This is a genomic window from Flavitalea plasmicola (assembly GCF_030546645.1).
GTDB lineage: Bacteria > Bacteroidota > Bacteroidia > Chitinophagales > Chitinophagaceae > Puia.
In genome coordinates, this window is record NZ_JAUOTO010000003.1 from 83,560 (window position 1) to 104,283 (window position 20,724).

Genomic DNA, 20,724 nt, shown 5'->3' on the forward strand with positions numbered 1-20,724 from the left:
ATTATTTCTTTTTTAAATGGTCGTAACCGTTGGGCAGGCGATTATATCCATGCTGCTTCAACCTTTGTCCCAATCCCTGATAAAAAGCAGGGTCGGATGGCGTTGCCGTAGCGAGACCATCGACATAGCGGTTGTACAGGCAAAATAAGGCGGCTATCAGCACCGTGTCGTGGATCTCCATGTCGGTGGCCCCGGCTTCTTTTGCGTTGGCGATGGAGAAGGGGGTGACGCTTTTGCCGCTCTCCTGCACCTGGGCCGCGATGAGGAGTAAGGCCTTCATCTTTTCGGTCACCGGGGCGGAGGCGATATCCTGTTTGACGGCTGCCGAGGTTTTGTCCTCTTCCAATAGAATATCGGCCGCCGCAGTATGAGCCGCCGTGCAAAAGCTGCATTGATTACGTGATGATACGATGGTAGCGATCAATTCCCGTTCGCCTTCTGTCAGCGAGGACGGACCCCGCAATAACAGCTGTGTTAATTCGCGGATGGGCTTAGCGCTGTCCTGACGGTATTCCAGCAGCCCGGTGATACCAGGCAAATGGGTTTCCAGTGGTATATAAGACATGTTACATCCTTTAAGGGGTCTGATAAAAGAGATGGATATGCGAGATAAGGGATCAGGCTTGCCGGCTGGGAGGCCGTTCTTCAATGACGCGTGGGATCCAAATGACCTGTTCGGAATAGAAATAGTGATAGGTTATTTTAAAGGATAGAGGAGCATTCAGCTGGAAAGAGCTGGTCAGCAAATAAGGATCTGACACAAAGGATTTGACCGTGCAGGGAAGAGCGGGCTGCTGCTGGTGCCGTTGGGAGCTTTGAATATCATTGATGGTCCTGAAGTATTCATCCCTGGACAACCGTAGCCGCAGCGCCATTTGGTTAGGAATGCAGCGCAGCTCCAGCGAATCGTTGCAGATGCGGCGCTTGACATACTGATAGGGAATGCCATTGATCTCGATCTGTCCATCCACTCTTTCGAAGGTGCTGGAACAATTGTAGTAGCTAAGATGGGTTATTGGGACTTTAAGGGAAATGAGCTGGGATTCATCGTACTGGCTGTTATTAAGCTGTTCCTCCATCTGCCGGGTGGCCTGCTGCTGCATAAAGTTACTTACGAGCCTGTAACCGACCCAGTTGAAAAGGAATATTCCCCATAGCAGTATGGCCGCAAGCGTGCGCAATCATTGACAAATTAGGGAATTTTCTCAAAATGGAGAACTAAATACGTGTATAGAACGACAACACCGTGTGTAGGTCACACGGTGTTGTGATAGTTGTAGGGGGGTATTATTGCAATGAAGCAATGAGCTTTTCGTTCAGGGCAACATAATCGGCGTTGTTGGCCTGCTTTGACAGCTCGATGGACTTCTTTGCCGTAGTGATGGCTTCCTGTTTCTTACCCAACTTAGCCTGGCAGCGGGCTTTCTGATAAACAGCGTAAAACGCCTTGGGGTCCTGAGCGATCGCCTTGTCAAACCATTCCAGGGCCTTGTTGAGGTCTTTCCCGTTGTCCAGGTAGTACACGGCCGCCGTGTAATAAGGCCGGTTGTCCTTATTCAAGGCATTGTCTATCTGGGCCATGATCCGGGTGTCAATGTCTGTCCGGATGGGGAGGGATACTGCTGTCTTGTCCCAGATAATCTGCAGGTTGCAGCTATTGGAGGTCACATCTGCAAAGAGGATGGTGAAGGTCTCCAGCGCAAAAGGCAGCTCATGGGGGGAGGCTTTTACACGGAGGACGTCCTGGTCCTGCTTATATGCCGCCGGGCTGGTGACATCCAGCTGACGCGTGATAATGAATGTCCATTCATCCTGGGCCGGGATGGTTAAAAGTCCATATTTACCGGCCGGGACCTTTGTGTCTCCGATGATCACGTCGTCACCGAAGGTCAGGGTCGTGGCCTGGTTGGCGCCTGTTCTCCAGACCTTGCCGTAAGGCACCAGGTCGCCAAAGACCGTGCGGCCTTTCACACCCGGGCGGGAATAGGAGAGCTCGATATTCGAAAGGCCGAAATCCTGGCGGACAAATTGGGGAGGAGAGGGCGCGGGCGTTTTGACGGACTGCGCCATGCCGGAGAAATACAATGAAGAGAATAACGCAAACAATAGCATTGACCTTTGCATGTGTAAATATTTAGAGGCCGAATTTACACGAATGGGACTTAATGTCCCGTTTAAGTTTCGATGAACGGTCCTAATTAATAGGTGAGGATCACTCTTGCGCGGGCTTTCTTACCTGACAGCAGCCTCCATGCAGGACCCTCCCGGACGATGCGGGTAACCAATGAATCATGGGCCGGTGAGATGGATTGTTCCACTTTGAAAGAAGATAATTTGCCGTTCCTGTCTACGATGAAGGAAATGGTCTCACCCCCCCGGAGGGTTGAATCCAGGCTGACCGAAGACTTATTGGATTCGAGATAGGTTTTGTATGCGGGCCACCCATCTGCCGGAACGGCCAGGGTGGAGAGGGCTTTTTGCGGTGCATCGATATTCTGTCTCAGCAGCTCTTTCCGTTTGGCACCGTAGCCAACGATGGTTACTTCATTCAGCGAGGCTGACTGGGGCTGCAGTTGAATGATATTGCTTTTCGTGTTCTCCGGGTTGAGGGCAAGGGAGGCCTGCTCATAACCGACATAATTCACCACCACGGCGGAACTGGTATCCATTTTATTCAGGCGAAGGTTGAAGTAGCCGTTCCTGTCGGTGGTGGCGTTGATATTTGCATTATTTTTCAGGGACAGGAAAGCGCCCGGTAAGGGACGGTTATGCACGTCAGTCACCTTTCCGGAAAATACCAGCTGATCCGCTGCCGTGGTTTTGTCGAAACTGAAGGCATGAACGTCTGCGGCTTTTTTCTCCTGCCGTGCCCAGGTTTCGCGGTCGTACTTGTGATTGCTGGCAAGAGACAAGGTATCCCAACGCAGCTTTATCGTATCGGCCGTCACTACTTTCCCGGATGGGGACGGGGCGACTGTTTGCGCTTCGGCCTGTACCGCCACATCGCCCAGTATTGTATTCTCTTCGGCTTTCACCTTATCGTCAGCGGCGATACCATTGCCAGAACTGGCCTGACGACTTTTTTTCAATACGGGTGCTGATGGCGCTGTATTATTAACTGCAAGGGTATTCGTGTCTTTCGGCGCCGGGGTGGCAGCGGCAGGCGTCGTCGTCGTATCCGGATGTATCACAGGCGCAGCAGGTCTGTGCTCTGTCTTTGCCAGCGAGGCGTCCGCCATTCTCTTATCCGACAGCATGTAATAAGCCGTAACTCCCAATCCCAGCAGCAATATCACGGCAGCTGCATACCGCATGCCAAGGGAGATCACGCGGGGTTTGCCTTTCTCCCTGCTCTTCACCCGCTCCTGGAGCCTTTCCCGCAGTTCGGCCATATCCTTACTGAATACCGTCTGTTGGGGCATTCTCCGGTGGAGGGCTATGCCATCCAGCGCATCAGCCAGGAAAGGATCATCCAGGGCCGCACGTTCCAATGCATGCATTTCGGGGGCAGAGAGCTCCCCGCTCAGGTATTTTTCAATATCCGAGGCAGTATAAGTGGGAATATGCTTATCCTTATCGCTCATTTTATTTTCACAATAGGTTGTATGTTAAGCTCCTGCTGCTCCATGCAGATCTTCAGGTTCCTTCTGCCATTTTGTATATAACTTCTCACCTTATTCCATTCCAGACCCGTCATCGCCCCGATGTCTTTATAGCATTTGTGCTGTAGATAAAACAGCTCGACGGTCGTCTTTTGTTCGGGCGACAGGGACTCCAGGCATTTCGACAGCTTATCCAGCTGCTGTTCCTTTTCAAATACACCATTCAGATGCAATTCTTCCCCCGTTTGCATATGGTCGGGGTCGAATTCACCGGTCCTCATCCGTTTTGCGGAACGTAACTGCATCAGGCAGTGGTTCTTAGCCAGGGTATACAGCCAGCCTTTAAAGTTCTCCACCTCATGTTTGAGCAGCTTTTGTGCCAGTTCTTCGAATATAGCCATCACTGCATCCCTGGCAGCCTCGGGGTCTCCCAGGTATTTCAATGCGACGCCGTACAACAGGTCCATATATCGCTGGTAGACGGCTGCCAGAAGGGAAAGGTCGCCCGATTGCCGGTAAGCTGCTATCAGCTCGGCGTCGCCCGCAGAATGAGATGGTATGTTCTTTATAAAAGGCACCGTGATTACAGGGCCTAAAATAACTAAAATTCGGCAGGGCTTGTGTAATTTCTGCGCAGGCGACATCATGAAGGAAATGAACGCTTATGCCAGAAAAAACACAATTATCTATCGCCGAGCCCTGCCACGAGCAATGGAGCGAAATGCAGCCCGAGGCGGACGGACGCTTCTGCGGCTCCTGCCAAAGGACAGTTATAGACTTTACGATGATGAGCGACCAGGAGATACTCTCCTGGCTGTCGGGTACCGGAAAGTCCGTTTGTGGCCGGTTTATGGAGGACCAGCTCAACAGGGACTTATCTCCTTCACGGCCTCCAAAAAAAAATCGATGGGCCGTGTGGCAGTTCTTACTGACAGGGCTGCTGCTTTCATCGGAAGTTTCCGCACAGGATAAAGCGCCTGATCCGCCCGTCATAAAATTCAATAACCCTCCGGCCAGTAGTAATAATAAACAAATAGTGGTCGGCGGCGTTCGTAGGGTGCAGCACTCAGACATTACGATCGGGAAATTAGAGATCGTGGATTCGACAACGGGCGAGGCTGTACCAGGCGCCACCATACGCCTGGATAAAGCCTCCTTTTCCGCAGACAACGAAGGCAGGGTCTCCATCGAACCGGAAAAACTCCTTTCAGCGTCTGCGTTGGAAATAACCGCTATAGGATATAGATCGAGGATCCTCCCAGTGGATAAGCGCTTTTTCAGCGGAACTGTGCTGACCATTTCTCTCTCCCGGACCGCGGAAGTACTGGGAGATGTGACGGTCGTCGCCTATGGAACGTCCACTTGCCGCCGTACAATGGGATTGGTATCCGTAGTTCGTAGAACGACTATCTGGCAGGATACGCTTGCATTCCTGGGACTTGTTAAAACACCTTTCACTGTTTATCCCAACCCCGTGGCCAGAGGGGTGTCGGTGACCATCTCGCTCCGGGACATTAAGGCAGGTAATTATATTGCACAACTGATATCCACCTCAGGTGCCCTTGTCGAAACGATGCGTATGGAAGGCGTGGAAGGTGCCAGGACAGCGCTGATGAACATCCCGGAGACGATGGCTGCGGGAACTTATATCGTCAAATTGTTAAACGAATCTACGGGCAGGACGGCCATACAGAAATTGGTAGTGCTATAACGCTATTTGAATGCCGGATGGAACCGATGCAGCGTCTCCCTTAGGTATTCCCTGTCCAGGTGGGTATAGATCTCTGTGGTGGTGATGCTCTCATGCCCCAGCATCTCCTGGACAGCCCGCAGGTCGGCGCCTCCCTCCACCAGGTGGGTGGCGAAAGAATGACGGAAAGTATGCGGCGAAATGTTCTTCTCAATGCCAGCCTGCCGGGTCAGCTCTTTCAGCATTAAAAAGATCATCACCCTGCTGAGTTTGCTGCCCCTTCGGTTGAGAAAGAGAATATCTTCATTGCCCGGCTTCAGCGGCATATGCACGCGGATGTCGTGCTGATAGATCCGGATATATTTCACGGCGGATGTTCCTATAGGTACCAAACGTTCCTTATCCCCTTTCCCAATGACGCGGATAAATCCCAGGTCCAGGTGGAGGGAAGAGATACGGAGGTTAACGACTTCGCTGACACGAAGCCCACAGCTGTACATCGTTTCCAGGATAGCTTTATTCCGTCCCCCTTCCTGCTTGCTGAGGTCGATTTGCCCGATGATCGATTCTATCTCTTCAAAACTGAGGACATCCGGCAGGGCCCTTTTCAACCTGGGCGACTCCAGCAGGGTGGTGGGATCTTTTTTTACGATCTGTTCAATATAGCAATATTTATAAAAGGACCGGATGCCTGATAATACCCGGGCCTGGGAAGCCGGCTCAAGCCCCAGCTGGCCGATCCACTGCAGGAAAGCCTGCAGGTCTTTCAGCCCGATGGCTTCGGGAGGCTTTATGGACCGGGAGGTCTCCAGAAATTGTGTCAGCTTGTCGATGTCACGCAAATAAGCTTCCACGGAATTTTCCGAGAGGGATTTCTCCAGCTGCAACCATGCCTTATATCCTTTCTTATAGGGCTCCCACATGCGGCAAGTTTAAACTTTAATGAACAAACCTGAAAATTTTCTTTGTATCATGACACCTTTGCTCCATATTTGCCTTTTCATAATATCACGCATGGCAACCGTCAACCTACGTAGCTTCCGGCAGATTGTTCGTAACAATAAAAGACGCATCAAAGGATATCTGACAAGACTAAGGAACAATCCTCCCCGGGGCCTGGACACTTTGAAGGCCGAGGCTGACAAGCATGCCTGGGCACATACGGACTGCCTGGACTGCGCCAATTGCTGCAAAACGATGTCGCCTACCTATACCAAAAAGGACGTAAAGCGGATCTCAGCCCACCTGGGCATGACGGATGCAGCATTTCGTGAAAAATGGTTGTATAAGGACAGGACCGGCGACTGGATGAATGTGAAGCAGCCCTGTCAGTTCCTGGACCTGGAAACCAATATGTGTAATATCTATGCCGTGCGTCCTGCGGACTGCGCCGGCTTCCCTCATCACACGAAAAGGAAGATGGTGGAATACATGCATATGTACCAGCAGAACATCGAATATTGTCCTGCCACTTACCGGTTGGTGGAATACATCCAGGAAAAGCTAAAGTGAAACATCTTCGAAAAGCAGGTATTCCAGGGGTTTTCCATCCATCAGCCGAATAGCCAGCACATCATACTGGACTCTCTTTTCGACAGGCACGGCATGCTTATACAACCAATGGGAAGCGGTGCGCATCATCGTTCTCAGCTTGGCTTTGCTCACTCTTTCTTCAGGATACCCGAAAGTATTTCCGATGCTGCATTTGATCTCTATGAAATGATAGGCTTCTCCACGTGTGGCGATGATGTCTATTTCACCGCGCCGGTACCGCCAGTTCCTGTGCCGTACGAGAAACCCCTGTTCCACGAGCCATCCGGCCGCCTGGTCTTCTCCCCACTTTCCAAGATCATTATGCCGGGCCATCCTTTTTCCTTTTATTTGCAAAATAATTTCATTCATGCAGCAGGGAAAAAATGTTTTTAAGCTAAAAGGAAAGATACAGCAGTATGCCTGGGGGGGCCAGACCTATTTGTCTAAGCTGCTTTCCGTAGCCAACCCGGAGAACAAACCATTCGCAGAATATTGGCTGGGCGCCCACGACAATGCTCCTGCGGAGCTGGAAGGCGCAGAGCCAGCGAAGCTGAACGAGTATGTCCGTCTACAGCCGGAGACCAGTCTGGGGGCTGCCGTAGCGCAGCGATTCGGCAGGCTTCCCTATTTATTGAAGATCCTGGACGTAAAGGATATGCTGTCGATCCAGGTGCATCCTACCAAGAAGAATGCGGAGCTTGAGTTTGCGATGGAAAATGAGAAGGGCATCGCGCTTGGCGCACCCCATCGTAACTATAAGGACGATAATCACAAGCCGGAACTGATGCTCGCGCTTAGCGATTTCTGGCTGTTGCATGGGTTCAAGCCGGAGGAAGAGCTGATGCATACATTGTCCACAGTCCCCGAACTGCGCTTCCTGCTGCCCGTCTTTTCCATGGGCGGATATAAAGAATTGTACAAGGAAGTGATGGAGATGCCGCAGCAGGAAGTGAATGCCTTATTGAAGCCCCTTCTGGATAGGATCATACCTCTCTACCAGCAGAAGCTGCTCCGCAAACAGGACGAGGATTTCTGGGCCGCCCGTGCGGCCCTTACGTACAATGAAGGGGATAAGATCGACAGGGGCATTTTTTCCGTTTATTTCTTCAACCTGGTGAACGTTCATCCGGGAGAGGCCGTTTTTCAGGATGCCGGACTGCCCCATGCCTACCTGGAGGGGCAGAACGTAGAGATCATGGCCAATTCCGATAATGTGCTTCGGGGCGGACTAACGCCCAAACATGTCGATGTTCCCGAACTCCTGAAGCATGTCCGGTTTGAAGCCACCCATCCCCATATCATCAGGGAAAACAATACGCCGGGGCATATCGTCATTTATAAGACTCCCGCTCCCGACTTCGAGCTGAGCAAGATCAACCTTCAGGCGGGGGAAATAGTGACCATACAGTCTCACTCCGTGGAAATATTCCTGGTGCTCGAAGGAAAGGTACAGGTAGAGGACAGCAACGGTTTTGACCGGAAAGCCGGAGATGCTTTCATTGCTTTCGACAAGGCGAAGATCAGTCTGCGGGCGGATCAGGATACACTGTTATACAGGGCCTCCGTACCCAAAGCCTGAGAATATGAAAGTTAAAATAGTCGTATCCTTCCTGTCATGTCTTGTTGCGTTGACGACGCTGGCTCAAATAAAGGACATTCCATTCGGTGACAACAGCCACATTCGGTATGATCTCCGCAAAGGCACCTACGACGTAATCTTTAAAGGGCGGACAGTGATAAAAGACGCCTATGCTGTCTGCAGGTCGGGAGATCGTGCGGACAGCAGCATCTCCTATACCTTCCACCGGTGGACTACTTTTCCCCGCGGTGAGGGTGAAATGGTCTATATGGTCCAATCCTCGGGCGGCGGGCGTCCGGTGATGGATCAGCGATTCTACATACGCAAGGGGGAGAAAGTTTTTACTACATCGGTAAGGATCGAGGCCACCGGTTGCAATTATATGTCGCCACTGACCACGCAGCACGCCTACCTCGATGCAAGCGATGAGGACAGGGCATTGCTGGTGCCATTCGACAACGATGCCTGGGTTCGTTATAACGCTTTTCCTTTGGGGTTAGCCGACTTCACCAGCGCCGAAGTAACTGCCCTTTACAATAATGCCAGCCGTAGTGGGCTGGTCCTGGGGGCGCTCATGCAACTGACATGGAAAACGGGCATCACGATCAAAGGAGCCGACTCGGGGAAAATTACGCAGCTCTCGGCCTTCGGGGGTTATACCGACAAGACATATACCCACGATCTGATAGGACATGGAACGGTGATGGCTGAACCAGACCATTTTTGTACGAGTCCCGTAATCATGGTAGGCTGGTATGATGACTGGCGTGCCGGATTGGAGGATTATGCCACTCATGCCCGGATGCGTCAGGTGCCCCGATGGTCCAACGCTACCACTTTCGGATGGAATAGCTGGGGCGCCATGCAGGATAAGCTGACTTTACCCAAAGCCAAAGCCGTCGTAGATTTCTTTCATGACTCCTGCAGTAATTTTCGTACTGCTGACAATACTTTGTACATCGACCTGGACTCTTACTGGGACATGCTCTTGCAGGGCGGTCTCGAGGGCGACTACAGCAGGCTGAAGGAATTCTGCGACTATTGTAAAAGCAAGGGATTTCAGCCCGGCATCTATTGGGCGCCATTTGTGGACTGGGGCAAGTCCCCCCGCAAAATGGAAGGCTCGGATTACAACTATGCGGATTGCTGGGTCCGGCAAAATGGGAACTATAATGACCTGGATGGCGCCAGGGCGCTGGACCCTACGCATCCGGGCACATTGGCAAGGATCGCCCTGGTCATCAGGCACTTTAAAGCGTGCGGCTTCAGGATGATCAAGATTGATTTCCTCGGTCATGCGGCACTGGAGGCGGATCAATTCTATGACAAATCCGTCCATACAGGCATGCAGGCCTTCCGTGAGGGAATGGAATTCCTCGCGGGTCAGCTGGAGGGGAAGATGCTAATGTACGCCGCCATCTCGCCCAACCTCGCTACGGCCCGTTTTGTGCACATGCGCCGCATCGCCTGTGACGCCTACAGCGGGATCAATGAGACGGCCTATACGCTGAACAGCACTACTTATGGCTGGTGGCAGGATAAACTGTACGATTACGTCGATGCGGATCACATCGTATTCAAGGCAGAACCGCCTGGCGTGAACCGCGCCCGACTGGCTTCCGCTCTTATTACAGGCACATTGATAACAGGCGATGATTATTCGACACCGGGAAACTGGCATTCCACGGCAAAAATATTGCTGCAAAATAAGGACTTGGTGGAGGTCGCGCGAGCAGGGCGGGCGTTCAGGCCTGTAGAGGGCAATACGGGCGATCAGGCCGGGAATTTCTTTGTACGCAGGGAGGGAAAACATACCTCCATCGCCATCTTCAATTACAGCGATAAGGTGCTGCACTATACCATTGACCCCATCCGCTGGGGTATTTCAAAAAAGCCATTAAAAGAATTATTCTCAGGAGCTGTGCTGCAGCCGGGAATGTTGACCATCTCCGTTCCGCCTGCGGATGCCGTCATTTACCGGCAGGACTGATCTCAATCACCTTCTTCATATCCTTCGTCCACCAGCAGATGGCCGCCATCGGCTGCCGCTGTAGCCAGCTCATCACAGCGATTGTTGTGCGGGTTGTCCGCGTGTCCTCTCACCCAGACAAAGCGGATAGTGTTCTTTTTAGCCAGCTCATAGAAGTGCAGCCAGAGGTCCTTGTTCTTTTTACCTCCCTTGAAGTTGGTGGCGATCCAGTTCTTCAGCCAGCCTTGTTCCCAGGCCTTCACCACATATTGGCTGTCGGAATAAACAGTGATCTTCAGCCCGTCCTTTTTCAGCGCCTCCAGTCCCGCGATGACAGCCATCAGCTCCATGCGGTTGTTCGTCGTGCGCTTATAACCTTGTGAAAGCTCTTTGCGATGACCTCCCCAGAATAAGACTGTCCCATAGCCTCCCGGGCCGGGGTTGCCGCGGGATGAGCCGTCTGTATACATCACCAGTTCGTTGTTTGCCATAAATGATATTAGACTTGTATCACGCCTGTGCTGAATGCCGGCAGGTCCGGGTTATGTGCTGCCGCCTGCAGTCCTTCCGAGATCACTTTACGGGTGTCGGCCGGATCGATGATCGCGTCTACCCATAAGCGTGCGGCGGCATAATAAGGCGTCGTTTGTTTTTCATAGCGGCCTTTGATCTCATCCAGCAGCCGACGCTCCTCGGCCGGGTCGATCACCTGACCTTTGCTTTTCAGGGCGCTGACCTGGATCTGCAGGAGGGTTTTGGCAGCCTGGTCTCCACCCATGACGGCGATCCTGGCCGTCGGCCAGGCATAGATGAAACGGGGGTCGTAGGCCTTGCCGCACATGGCATAGTTGCCTGCCCCATATGAATTACCGATGATGATGGTGATCTTCGGCACTACACTATTGGCTACTGCGTTCACCATTTTTGCCCCGTCTTTGATGATGCCGGCATGCTCACTGCGGGAACCGACCATGAAGCCCGTGACATCCTGGAGGAACACCAGGGGGATCTTTTTCTGGTTGCAGTTCATGATAAAACGGGCGGCCTTATCCGCGCTGTCATTGTAGATGACACCCCCCATCTGCATTTCTCCTTTTCTATTCCGGACGATCTTCCGCTGATTGGCCACGATGCCTACCGCCCAGCCGTCGATCCGCGCATATCCGCAAAGGATCGTTTTGCCGTAGTCTTCTTTAAACTGCTCGAAGGCGGAATTATCCACGATGCGATGGATGATCTCCAGCATGTCATATGGTTTCGAACCGTCTTCCGGCAGAATGCCGTGCAATTCTTCGGGCCTTTTTTGCGGTGCGGCAGGCGTCGTCCGGTCATAAATACCCGCCGGAGAGGCCCCCAGCTTGCCTATGATCTTTTTTACCTGGTCCAGGCATTCCTGCTCAGTTTTGAATTTATAATCAGCGATGCCGGATATTTCAGTATGCGTCATGGCGCCGCCAAGGGTTTCCGTATCGATGTCCTCTCCAATGGCGGCCTTGACCAGATAGGGGCCCGCCAGGAAAATGGACCCATTGCCTTCCACCATTAATGTTTCATCGCTCATGATCGGAAGATAGGCTCCTCCGGCTACGCAGGCACCCATTACAGCGGCGATCTGGGTGATGCCCATGGCGCTCATCCGGGCGTTGTTACGGAAGATGCGGCCGAAATGTTCTTTGTCCGGGAAGATCTCATCCTGCATGGGGAGAAAGACCCCCGCGCTGTCAACCAGGTAGATCACAGGCAGAAGATTTTCCATCGCTATTTCCTGCATTCGCAGGTTCTTCTTTCCCGTAATGGGAAACCATGCGCCTGCCTTTACGGTCTGGTCGTTGGCTATGATCACACATTGCCGGCCGCTGACATATCCGATGCCGGCTACCGTACCACCCGCGGGGCATCCGCCCTGCTCTTCATACATTTCGTAACCTGCCAGGGCGCCGAGCTCAATGAATGGGCTGGACTCATCCACGAGGTAGGCAATACGCTCGCGGGGCGTAAGCTTATTTTTCTCCCGTTGCTTCTCGATGGCTTTTTTGCCGCCACCCAATGCGATCTTATCCAGCCGTGTTCTCAGCTGGCTGAGCGCCATCTTCATGACGTCCTCGTTCTTGTTAAAGTCTATGTTCATAGGCGGCGCAATTTGTCCACCAGGTTAGGTGGAATTATAGGGTGCAATTTAACATGGATGCTCTAATATTTACAGTATTTTTAGCGGTATGTTAGGTAAATCTAAATTAGCCTGGATAATCCTGATAGCGCTTGCCGTCGGCATTAAGCTTCTTTCTTTTTCCTCCGATGCCGTCGAGAAATATTATTCCATGGGTATTTACCCGGTGATTGCCCGTATCCAGCGCCTGTTGTTCGGATGGCTTCCTTTCAGCATCGGCGATATTTTGTATGCTGTGGCAGTAATGGGCCTTATATACGGGCTCATATCCCTCCTCAAAAGGCTGATACGCGGGCAAACCGGCCGGGCCTGGTGGCTGGCCTTGGCAAAGCATACCCTCTTCATACTTCTTCTGGTCTACACCTACTTCAACCTATCCTGGGGCCTTAACTACGATCGCCGTGGGATCGTCTATCAGCTGCAGCTGAACGTACAGGCCTACTCCACCAGTGAACTGGACACCCTGTTACGGGCGGTGGTCGCGAGGATCAATGACGAAGACAGCCTGGCGCACCTGCAGCGGGCTGCCCTGGCCCATAACAGCTCGATATTCCAGGGCGCCACCCATTCGTATGAAGCGCTTTCGGCACAGGATAGGCGATTTGCCTATCCTTCGGCTTCTGTAAAAACCTCTATCTATGGTTACCTGGGAGATTACCTTGGTTTTGGGGGCTATTATAACCCTTTCACCGGCGAGGCGCAGGTGAATACTACTGTTCCCGTCTTCTCCCAACCATACACCACCTGCCATGAGATAGGACATCAACTGGGTTATGCCAGGGAGAATGAAGCCAATTTTGCGGGCTATCTTGCCGCCCGTTCGTCAAGCGACCCAGCGTTCCGTTATTCCGTTTATTTCGATCTTTATCTGTATGCTGCAAGGGAGCTGTATTTGCGGGATTCCACACTGTTGCAGCCCTTGAGGAAACAATTATCTCCCGCTGTAAAGGCGGACTTTAAAGAGCTGCAACGATTCAACCGTCAATATGAGAATCCTTTCGAACCTGTATTCAGGCGGTTGTATGGACGGTACCTGCGCGCTAACCGGCAGCCCCAGGGTATGCGCACGTATAACGAGGTCATCGCCTGGCTGATAGCTTATGGGAAAAAGCATGGCTGGGAGGCCCTTTAATCCCGGATTTGTCAGAATTTATTCTTCCACATCATGCTTTCGATGGGTTTGTCGGGCTGTCCGCTGTACTTAGCGTCTTTCTTCTGGTTGTATTTTACTTCAATCTCTCCTTCTACAGGAAAGTAGATCAGCTGTCCCACCGGCATGCCCTTGTATATTTTCACCGGCTGCTTGACAGAGATCTCCAGCGTCCAGTTGCCGCAGAAGCCTACATCGCCTTTGCCTGCCGTTGCGTGGATATCGATACCCAATCTGCCTGTGGAGGATTTGCCTTCCAGGAACGGGACATGCGCATGGGTCTCCGTATATTCATGGGTAACGCCCAGGTAAAAGACGTGCGGATACAATACAAAGCCCTCTTCCGGGATCTCGAAATATTCTATCTCATTATGTTTTTTTGCATCTAATATATGATCCTTATAGGTGGCCAGCCATTTGCCTAAGTGTACATCATAGGAATTACTGCCCAGGCAGGTGCGATCGTAGGGTACGATCCTGATCGAGCCTTTTTCCATCTCCTCCAGTATGCGCAAATCAGATAAGATCATGGTGAAATTGGTTAAGTTTGCAAGTTGCTGTTATAATTTTAAAGATGCCCCTTTTTTATCAACATAATATCAACCAGGATACAAAACTTGGTATTTGGCGTATCGAAGAGCCCGAATCCTTCTTCCTGGAGAAAGTGCCTTTGAAAAGAAATGTCTCTCATCCCTACAAGCGGCTGCAGCACCTGGCGGGCAGATACCTGCTTTCCTTCCTTTTTGAGGATTTCCCCCTGGAGGAGATCCGGGTCGCGGATACGAGGCAGCCTTTCCTGGCCAGCGAGAAATATCATTTTTCCATTTCCCATTGCGGTGAATATGCTGCCGCCATTGTCAGCGGTAACAGCAGGGTAGGGGTGGATATCGAAGTGATCACCCCCCGGATAGAAACGGTGGCCCGAAAATTCCTCACTGAGGACGAGGCGCATTATTTCAATGAAGAATATGCGTTGTTCCTGGAGCAATGGGGGTTACGCGGGCGGGTTCACCAGGAGTTCCTGACCATGATATGGAGCGCCAAGGAGGCCATCTTCAAGTGGTATGGGCGAGGCGAGCTCGACTTCAAGCGGCATATGCACCTGGAAGGCAATATCACGATGGATGGGGATGCTGTCAAGCTGCCTTTTGTATTTGACAAGGGAAAAAGGATCCACCTGGGCATTGAGGGGAGGATCTTCGATGAACAGGCGCTTATCCTGGCGTGGCTATTGACCTGACCGCTCCGTGGGGCTAATCCAGCAGATCCTGGTCAGGGTCGTCCTCCAACAACTGAACATCGATGGCGTCCTTGCCGGCGATGCCTTCTATCGAGCCCCGGACATGAGCGGCATTGAGCAAGACCTTTTCCAGCTGTTTTTCCCTTGCCTTCCACAATCTTTCCATGGTGTCCCTTTCTTTTTGAATGGATTGTTTCATGGTGAGGAACCCTTCCCGGATGGCCTTCCACTGTTCGCTGAATTCACCGCTGGTGAGATAGTTGTACAGCAGCTGCATTTTGTCGCCTTTGTTCTCCTGGGATTTGGCGGCGTTGAAGACCCTGATGATACCGTCCCGAAGGACAAAAGAGAGGGCCCTGACCTCCGAGAACGAGCAGATCCAAACGCCATTCCTCTCGCCAAAACATTCCATGTCTTTTGGCATAGTCTGTGTGACGATGACGGCCACATGGGCACCCTGGTTGCGCATGTCGGCTTTTAGCTTTTCGATCCATTCAGGGGAGAAGGATTGCGTACGTTTGCTTTCATAAATGATCCTGCCGCATTCCTGGCCATAATTGTTGCGGACCGTCATGATACAATCGGCGCCGCGGATGCCTTTGCCTACCTCGCTGATCTCGTCGAAGGGGAAGCTGGAGCGTAATAATTGCTCCAGGGCCAGCTCCTGCACTTCTCCTTGTAATTGCATGGAACCTTGCTCGGCCTTTCGTTTCATTTCCTCAGCCAGCTTTTTCTGATCGTCCAGCTGTTTTTCCAGCTCTTTCATCTTCAGGAGCAGGTCGTTTTCCCTGGCAGCGGTCTTTTGTATTTCCAGGTGACGGATCTCTTCCGTCAGCTTGCTTCTTTCTTCCTGCATCCGGCGTTGTACGGAGAGTTCCATTTCCGCTTCTTTAGTTTTCAGCTCCTGTTCTTTTTTCAGGAATTCCAGCTCCTTCTGGCGGGATAGCTTCAGCTTTTCCTCATTATCCTTATTGGCGTCTTCCAGCATCCGGAGCTTGATCTCATAGTCGGTGCTGATGGATTTGCGGAGAGATTGTTCTGTGTTAAGCTGTATCAGGCGTTTTTCCTCTTCCAGCTTGCGGAGGAAGGCAGCTTCCTGTTGTTGGGAGTGATGGAGGAGTTCCTGTTCTTTTCTCTGGAATTCTTTCTCTTTGCTTTTCAGGAAGGTCTGCATCTGCTCTCTCAGCTCATTCTTGTATTCCTCGGATACGGCTTCTTCCATCGCAAATTGGTGACCGCAATTTGGGCACTTTATATCTGTCGCCATAAGGCTAAATTTTTTTGCAAATTAAGAAAGGGATCTCACCCCATCAAATGCTCCTTCAGATAATGCTGCGGGCTTTTGCCCGTGATCATCTTGAAATTCTTATGAAAGCAGGTAAAATTGGAAAACCCGCTCTCAAAGCACAGCTGCTTTATACTGATCCGGTTGTCGATCAGCAGCTTGCACGCATGTCCGACCCGTATCTCCGTAACAAACTGCGTATATGTCTTGCCGGTGCGGGATTTGAAATATCTGCAGAAAGAGTTAGGCACCAGCCCTGCCACTGCCGCCACCTGCTCCAGGTAGATCTTCTGAGGAAAATGACGGAAGGTATAATCATAGATGGCATTGATCCGCTCATTCTCCACTTCGGAGAAATCGTGACGGAAACCAATCGAAGAAAGCAGCTGCACATCCGGGGCGGCAGCAAACGCAGAAAGGCACTCGATCAGCGCTATGATCCGCCCCACGCCCTCGCTGCTCCGGATCTTCTCCACGAGAACAGCTATCCGGCGTTGCTCACGGGCGCTGACCTGCAATCCACGACGGGCCTTATCCAGCAAATTACGAATGGCCTTCGTCTCCGGCAGCTGTAAGAAAGCCTCGCCCCAGAAATTCTCCGAAAAATGGATCACCGTGGAATGAACTTTGCATAGACTATTCTCGTTGAAGTATACGTCGTCATGACGCCAATAGTGAGGGAGATTGGAACCTACCAGGATAATATCGCCGGAATCGAATCGCTTGATATGATCGCCCACGAACTGTGTACCCCCGCCCTCGTGAAAATAGATCAGTTCTACTTCAGGGTGATAATGCCAGCGATTGTTGATATAAGGGTCCCTGTCTTCGCGGACACTGAATGAATGTGCCGGGGTTTTGGGAACTTTTAATAGCCTGGGCTTCATGCGCGACGATTTACACTGGCCCGCCTGAACAGGGCCTTCTGACAAATTTACCTCTATATGGCTGAATCCGACGTGAAAATTCTAATTTTGTAGTGCTAAAACATGAAAATCACCGTGAATAAAAATCTTTCAGTCCTGCTACTGGCGGGCATCTTGTGCACACTCTCGTGTAAACGAAATCCGATCACCGGTCGCAACCAGCTTTCGCTCGTTTCAGAAAGCGAGGTCCAGTCTATGGCGCTTACGCAATACAAAAGCTTTCTTAACACCAATAAGGTGGTGCCGGTGGCGAATAACAACAGCGAAATGGTGAAAAGGGTCGGCTCCCGCATCGCAGCCGCCATTGGCAAATATTACCAGTCCCAGGGATTAGGCAGCACCCTGGAAGGCTACAATTGGGAATTTAACCTGGTAGAAAGCAAGGAGGTAAACGCCTGGTGCATGCCTGGTGGAAAAGTGGTCGTTTATACAGGACTGCTGCCCATCACACAGAATGAGAACGCACTGGCCATTGTACTGGGACATGAGATCACTCATGCCGTGGCGGGTCATGGCCGGGAGAGAATGAGCCAGCAAATGCTCGCGCAGGGCATACAGGTAGCCGGCAACGTGGCATTGGGAAGCAATCCTCAGACTGTCAGCATCTTTAACCAGGTATATGCTCCTGCATCAGAGGTGGGTGTCCTTTTGCCTTATGGACGCAAACATGAATATGAAGCCGATCATTATGGGCTTATTTTTGCCGCCATGGCGGGCTATGATCCCCGGGAAGCGGTTCCTTTCTGGCAGCGCATGGCCGCGATGGGCGGAGAAAAGCCGCCGGTTCTTCTCAGCGATCACCCTGCGGATGCTGACCGTATCGCAAAATTGCAGGAGCTGATGCCCGAAGCATTGAAATACTACCGTCAGGCAGGAGGCAAATAATGGGTCATAATGCCCACTGCAGCGCAAAATATTCACATCGTCCGCTGCCTTTGTTCTCCAATGCGTGGGGTACCTGGGAAGGAAGGTAGATCACATCGCCTGCCGTGGCGGGATAGTATTTGCCGCCAATATATTCCTGCACTTTTCCTGAACGCATGAGGATGAGTTCTTCCGACCGGTGAACATGTGGCGGATGGCTTATTTCGCCGGCATTGAGGGTCGTGGCATGCATATCGATCTTCCCCAGCCAGACTGCGGGCCGGCTGCATATCTGCCGGCTCTCGCCCTTGTTCGTGGGCCTGGTCATCATCTCTTTCCAATCCACCAGGAAGGGAGGGGCGGCGCGGGAGGGGTCTTTGACTGCCCTGCTCCTGAACCGCAGTATGTAATAACTGGCAGGAATGCTGTCCCCGTCCTCGATGCTGTATTTTTCCCCCGCGGAGAAAAGGGCCACCCCGCCGGGCCCCAGGACCTTGTCCACATCGCCGAAAGAAACATCCAGCTTGCCTTCCTTGACGATGATCAACTCATCGGCATCGGACCCATAGGCGGGTAAGATGACGCCTGCCTCCAGGGTGATGGCCCGTATATCCAATAAAGAAAGGTCTCTTGTAGCGCCTTTCAGCACCTGCCTGTTCATCACCCCCTGACCGGAAGAAAGCGGGAGATCATTCCATACGGCCACCCGGGCGGTGAGGGTATCGCCCACCGGAGTTTGAGCATAAGAGAAGAGAACGGATAAATTAAAAAAGACCAGCATCGCCAGGCTACGCATATCGTGAAATTTTAATGGAATATAAGCAAAAATGCTCCAGCTGGCATGTTCTTTCGAACCTTGCATCCATAATTCCGTTAGTAAAACAATGAAATCAGAGCCCCTGACTTTAAAGGAGCGGCTGGAAGCTTTACGCAACCTCCCCAGGTTCTTCCGGCTCGTATGGCAGACTAGCCCCCGGATCATGGTGGTCAATGGGATCCTCCGCATTGCCCGTTCCGCCACACCCGTTGCCATCTTATATGTCGGTAAACTGATCATCGACCAGGTGATCCTCCTTTCCAAAACGCACAATACGTCTCCTGAAGGGATACACCACCTTTGGGAATTGATCGCTCTGGAATTTGGACTGGCAATCGCATCAGATGCATTAAGTAGATCTATTTCTCTGATGGATAGCTTATTAGGAGACTTGTTCGCTAATTTTACTTCCATCAGGATCATGCGGCATGCCGCCAGCCTGGATCTGGATCAATTCGAGGATTCCACTTTTTATGACAAGCTGGAAAGGGCCCGGCAGCAGACCACCGGCCGCACGGTCCTTTTATCCCAGGTGCTCAGCCAGGTCCAGGACCTGGTGACCATGGCATTCCTTACAGCGGGGTTGATGGCTTTCAATCCCTGGCTGATCGTTCTGCTCCTCATTGCCGTGATACCTGCTTTCCTGGGAGAATCCTACTTTAACGATAAGACTTACGCACTCACCCGGCAGCAGACCACAGAAAGACGGGAGCTGGATTATATCCGTTATCTGGGCGCGAGCGATGACACGGCCAAAGAGGTTAAACTTTTTAATTTATCAGACTTCCTGATTGGCAGATTCCGAACGCTTTCTGAAAAGTTTTACCTGGACAACAAAAGCCTTAGTGTTCGTCGTTCCACCTGGGGCGCCATATTCGCATTTATCGGATCAATAGGCTATTATATAGCTTATATGATAATTATATGGAGGTCTGTAAGCGGAGCTCTTTCCATCGGCGACCTCACATTCCTGGCCGGTTCATTCCGTCAGCTCCGGTCTCTTCTGGAAGGTATTCTAAGCCGGTTTACCAGTGTATCCCAGGGGGCTATTTACCTCCGGGACCTCTTCGAATTTTTTGAGATCCAACCCCGCATCAAGGTCGCCGACCATCCGCGACCTTTTCCCAAAAAGATCAGAGAGGGTTTCACATTCGAGAATGTCGGCTTTCGTTATATGAACTCCGAGCGTTGGGCTATCCGGCACCTGTCCTTTACCTTAAAACCGGGAGAGAAACTGGCCCTGGTAGGTGAGAACGGGGCAGGGAAGACCACCCTTATCAAATTGCTGGCGAGGCTGTACGACCCCGTCGAAGGTCAGATCTTCCTCGATGGCTTCGATCTGAGAGAATATGATCCGGAGGCGCTCCGGCGTAATATCGGCATCATCTTCCAGGATTACCTCCGTTATCAGATGACTTTCGCCCAGAACATCGCCGTAGGCAATATCGTTCATAAGGACGATAGGGCGCTCATCGAGTCGGCGGCCCAACAAAGCCTTGCGGACAAGCTGGCGCTGCGACTCCCCGATCAATATGACCAGGCCCTTGGCAGACGCTTTCACCAGGGGGTGGAGCTTTCCGGCGGTGAATGGCAGAAGGTAGCCCTGGCCAGGGCCTATATGCGGGAAGCTCAATTGCTGATCCTGGACGAACCGACGGCGGCATTGGACGCACGGGCAGAATACGAGGTCTTCCAGCGTTTTGCCGACCTTACCCGGGGTAAAAGTGCGGTGTTGATCTCCCACCGGTTCTCCACGGTACGGATGGCGGACCGTATCCTAGTCCTGGACAAGGGACAATTGCTGGAGATCGGCAGCCACGAGGAGCTGTTGGAAAAGGAGGGGCGCTATGCGGAGCTCTTTCATTTGCAGGCGGCGGGATACCGCTAGGAAAAACCTCCTAA

21 protein-coding genes are annotated in these 20,724 nt (G+C 51.9%); 8 read left to right on the forward strand and 13 right to left on the reverse strand.

All coding sequences use genetic code 11. The annotated features are described in order from the left end of the window. Window position 1: 1 nt before the first annotated feature. From Q4E93_RS10390 to Q4E93_RS10410, 5 genes are all read right to left on the reverse strand, one after another. Window positions 2-565, reverse strand: a complete 564-nt coding sequence (locus Q4E93_RS10390; protein ID WP_303584916.1) for a carboxymuconolactone decarboxylase family protein — start codon at window positions 563-565, stop codon at window positions 2-4. 52 nt (window positions 566-617) lie between these two features. Further along, entirely contained in the window at window positions 618-1,181 is a 564-nt protein-coding gene (locus tag Q4E93_RS10395) for a hypothetical protein (RefSeq protein ID WP_303584917.1), read from the reverse strand. 106 nt (window positions 1,182-1,287) lie between these two features. After that, on the reverse strand, window positions 1,288-2,124 hold the full coding sequence (locus tag Q4E93_RS10400) for a DUF2911 domain-containing protein (RefSeq protein ID WP_303584919.1): 837 nt from the start codon (window positions 2,122-2,124) through the stop codon (window positions 1,288-1,290). Between the two features lie 74 nt (window positions 2,125-2,198). Next, complete coding sequence (locus tag Q4E93_RS10405; protein ID WP_303584920.1) at window positions 2,199-3,584, reverse strand: carboxypeptidase-like regulatory domain-containing protein; 1,386 nt, start codon at window positions 3,582-3,584, stop codon at window positions 2,199-2,201. Further along, entirely contained in the window at window positions 3,581-4,180 is a 600-nt protein-coding gene (locus Q4E93_RS10410) for an RNA polymerase sigma factor (RefSeq protein ID WP_303584922.1), read from the reverse strand. The genes Q4E93_RS10405 and Q4E93_RS10410 overlap by 4 nt, the downstream gene beginning before the upstream one ends. A gap of 86 nt (window positions 4,181-4,266) precedes the next feature. Here Q4E93_RS10410 and Q4E93_RS10415 point away from each other — a divergent pair, with 86 nt between their 5' ends. Further along, a complete protein-coding gene (locus Q4E93_RS10415) occupies window positions 4,267-5,313 on the forward strand; it encodes a T9SS type A sorting domain-containing protein (protein WP_303584924.1) in 1,047 nt (348 codons plus the stop codon). A 2-nt stretch (window positions 5,314-5,315) separates the two neighbouring features. Here Q4E93_RS10415 and xerD read toward each other — a convergent pair whose 3' ends face one another. Continuing rightward, entirely contained in the window at window positions 5,316-6,215 is a 900-nt protein-coding gene (gene xerD / locus Q4E93_RS10420) for a site-specific tyrosine recombinase XerD (protein WP_303584925.1), read from the reverse strand. A gap of 91 nt (window positions 6,216-6,306) precedes the next feature. Here xerD and Q4E93_RS10425 point away from each other — a divergent pair, with 91 nt between their 5' ends. After that, the gene (locus Q4E93_RS10425; protein ID WP_303584926.1) at window positions 6,307-6,804 is read left to right on the forward strand and encodes a YkgJ family cysteine cluster protein; all 498 of its coding nucleotides are present in this window, start codon (window positions 6,307-6,309) and stop codon (window positions 6,802-6,804) included. Here the strand turns inward: Q4E93_RS10425 and Q4E93_RS10430 are convergent. After that, window positions 6,796-7,194, reverse strand: coding sequence for a YraN family protein (locus Q4E93_RS10430; RefSeq protein ID WP_303584928.1), 399 nt, complete (start codon window positions 7,192-7,194; stop codon window positions 6,796-6,798). The two genes, Q4E93_RS10425 and Q4E93_RS10430, sit on opposite strands and share 9 nt — an antisense overlap. Here Q4E93_RS10430 and manA point away from each other — a divergent pair. After that, window positions 7,193-8,404, forward strand: coding sequence for a mannose-6-phosphate isomerase, class I (gene manA, locus Q4E93_RS10435; RefSeq protein WP_303584930.1), 1,212 nt, complete (start codon window positions 7,193-7,195; stop codon window positions 8,402-8,404). The two genes, Q4E93_RS10430 and manA, sit on opposite strands and share 2 nt — an antisense overlap. Before the next feature lie 4 nt (window positions 8,405-8,408). Then, on the forward strand, window positions 8,409-10,394 hold the full coding sequence (locus Q4E93_RS10440) for an alpha-amylase family protein (protein WP_303584933.1): 1,986 nt from the start codon (window positions 8,409-8,411) through the stop codon (window positions 10,392-10,394). Between the two features lie 2 nt (window positions 10,395-10,396). Here the strand turns inward: Q4E93_RS10440 and rnhA are convergent, their stop codons facing one another. Both rnhA and Q4E93_RS10450 read right to left on the reverse strand, forming a co-directional pair. Further along, window positions 10,397-10,864, reverse strand: coding sequence for a ribonuclease HI (rnhA, locus tag Q4E93_RS10445; protein WP_303584935.1), 468 nt, complete (start codon window positions 10,862-10,864; stop codon window positions 10,397-10,399). 8 nt (window positions 10,865-10,872) lie between these two features. Continuing rightward, complete coding sequence (locus tag Q4E93_RS10450) at window positions 10,873-12,501, reverse strand: acyl-CoA carboxylase subunit beta (protein WP_303584937.1); 1,629 nt, start codon at window positions 12,499-12,501, stop codon at window positions 10,873-10,875. An 88-nt stretch (window positions 12,502-12,589) separates the two neighbouring features. Here Q4E93_RS10450 and Q4E93_RS10455 point away from each other — a divergent pair, with 88 nt between their 5' ends. Continuing rightward, on the forward strand, window positions 12,590-13,672 hold the full coding sequence (locus Q4E93_RS10455; protein ID WP_303584939.1) for a DUF3810 domain-containing protein: 1,083 nt from the start codon (window positions 12,590-12,592) through the stop codon (window positions 13,670-13,672). A gap of 11 nt (window positions 13,673-13,683) precedes the next feature. Here Q4E93_RS10455 and dcd read toward each other — a convergent pair whose 3' ends face one another. After that, complete coding sequence (gene dcd / locus Q4E93_RS10460; RefSeq protein WP_303584940.1) at window positions 13,684-14,220, reverse strand: dCTP deaminase; 537 nt, start codon at window positions 14,218-14,220, stop codon at window positions 13,684-13,686. Between the two features lie 44 nt (window positions 14,221-14,264). On the opposite strand from dcd, the gene Q4E93_RS10465 reads away from it, so the two are divergent. Then, on the forward strand, window positions 14,265-14,930 hold the full coding sequence (locus tag Q4E93_RS10465; protein WP_303584942.1) for a 4'-phosphopantetheinyl transferase family protein: 666 nt from the start codon (window positions 14,265-14,267) through the stop codon (window positions 14,928-14,930). Between the two features lie 13 nt (window positions 14,931-14,943). Here Q4E93_RS10465 and Q4E93_RS10470 read toward each other — a convergent pair whose 3' ends face one another. After that, window positions 14,944-16,197, reverse strand: a complete 1,254-nt coding sequence (locus tag Q4E93_RS10470; protein WP_303584944.1) for a DUF2130 domain-containing protein — start codon at window positions 16,195-16,197, stop codon at window positions 14,944-14,946. A 35-nt stretch (window positions 16,198-16,232) separates the two neighbouring features. Beyond that, window positions 16,233-17,102: an AraC family transcriptional regulator gene (locus tag Q4E93_RS10475; RefSeq protein WP_303584946.1), complete on the reverse strand. Its 870-nt coding sequence runs from the start codon at window positions 17,100-17,102 to the stop codon at window positions 16,233-16,235. Window positions 17,103-17,204: 102 nt separating this feature from the next. Here Q4E93_RS10475 and Q4E93_RS10480 point away from each other — a divergent pair, with 102 nt between their 5' ends. After that, window positions 17,205-18,026 (forward strand): M48 family metallopeptidase, encoded by an 822-nt coding sequence (locus Q4E93_RS10480; RefSeq protein WP_303584947.1) that lies wholly within the window; start codon window positions 17,205-17,207, stop codon window positions 18,024-18,026. 4 nt (window positions 18,027-18,030) lie between these two features. Here the strand turns inward: Q4E93_RS10480 and Q4E93_RS10485 are convergent, their stop codons facing one another. Next, window positions 18,031-18,801, reverse strand: coding sequence for a cupin domain-containing protein (locus Q4E93_RS10485; RefSeq protein ID WP_303584948.1), 771 nt, complete (start codon window positions 18,799-18,801; stop codon window positions 18,031-18,033). A gap of 88 nt (window positions 18,802-18,889) precedes the next feature. Here Q4E93_RS10485 and Q4E93_RS10490 point away from each other — a divergent pair, with 88 nt between their 5' ends. Next, window positions 18,890-20,710, forward strand: coding sequence for an ABC transporter ATP-binding protein (locus tag Q4E93_RS10490; protein ID WP_303584949.1), 1,821 nt, complete (start codon window positions 18,890-18,892; stop codon window positions 20,708-20,710). Window positions 20,711-20,724: the final 14 nt, after the last annotated feature.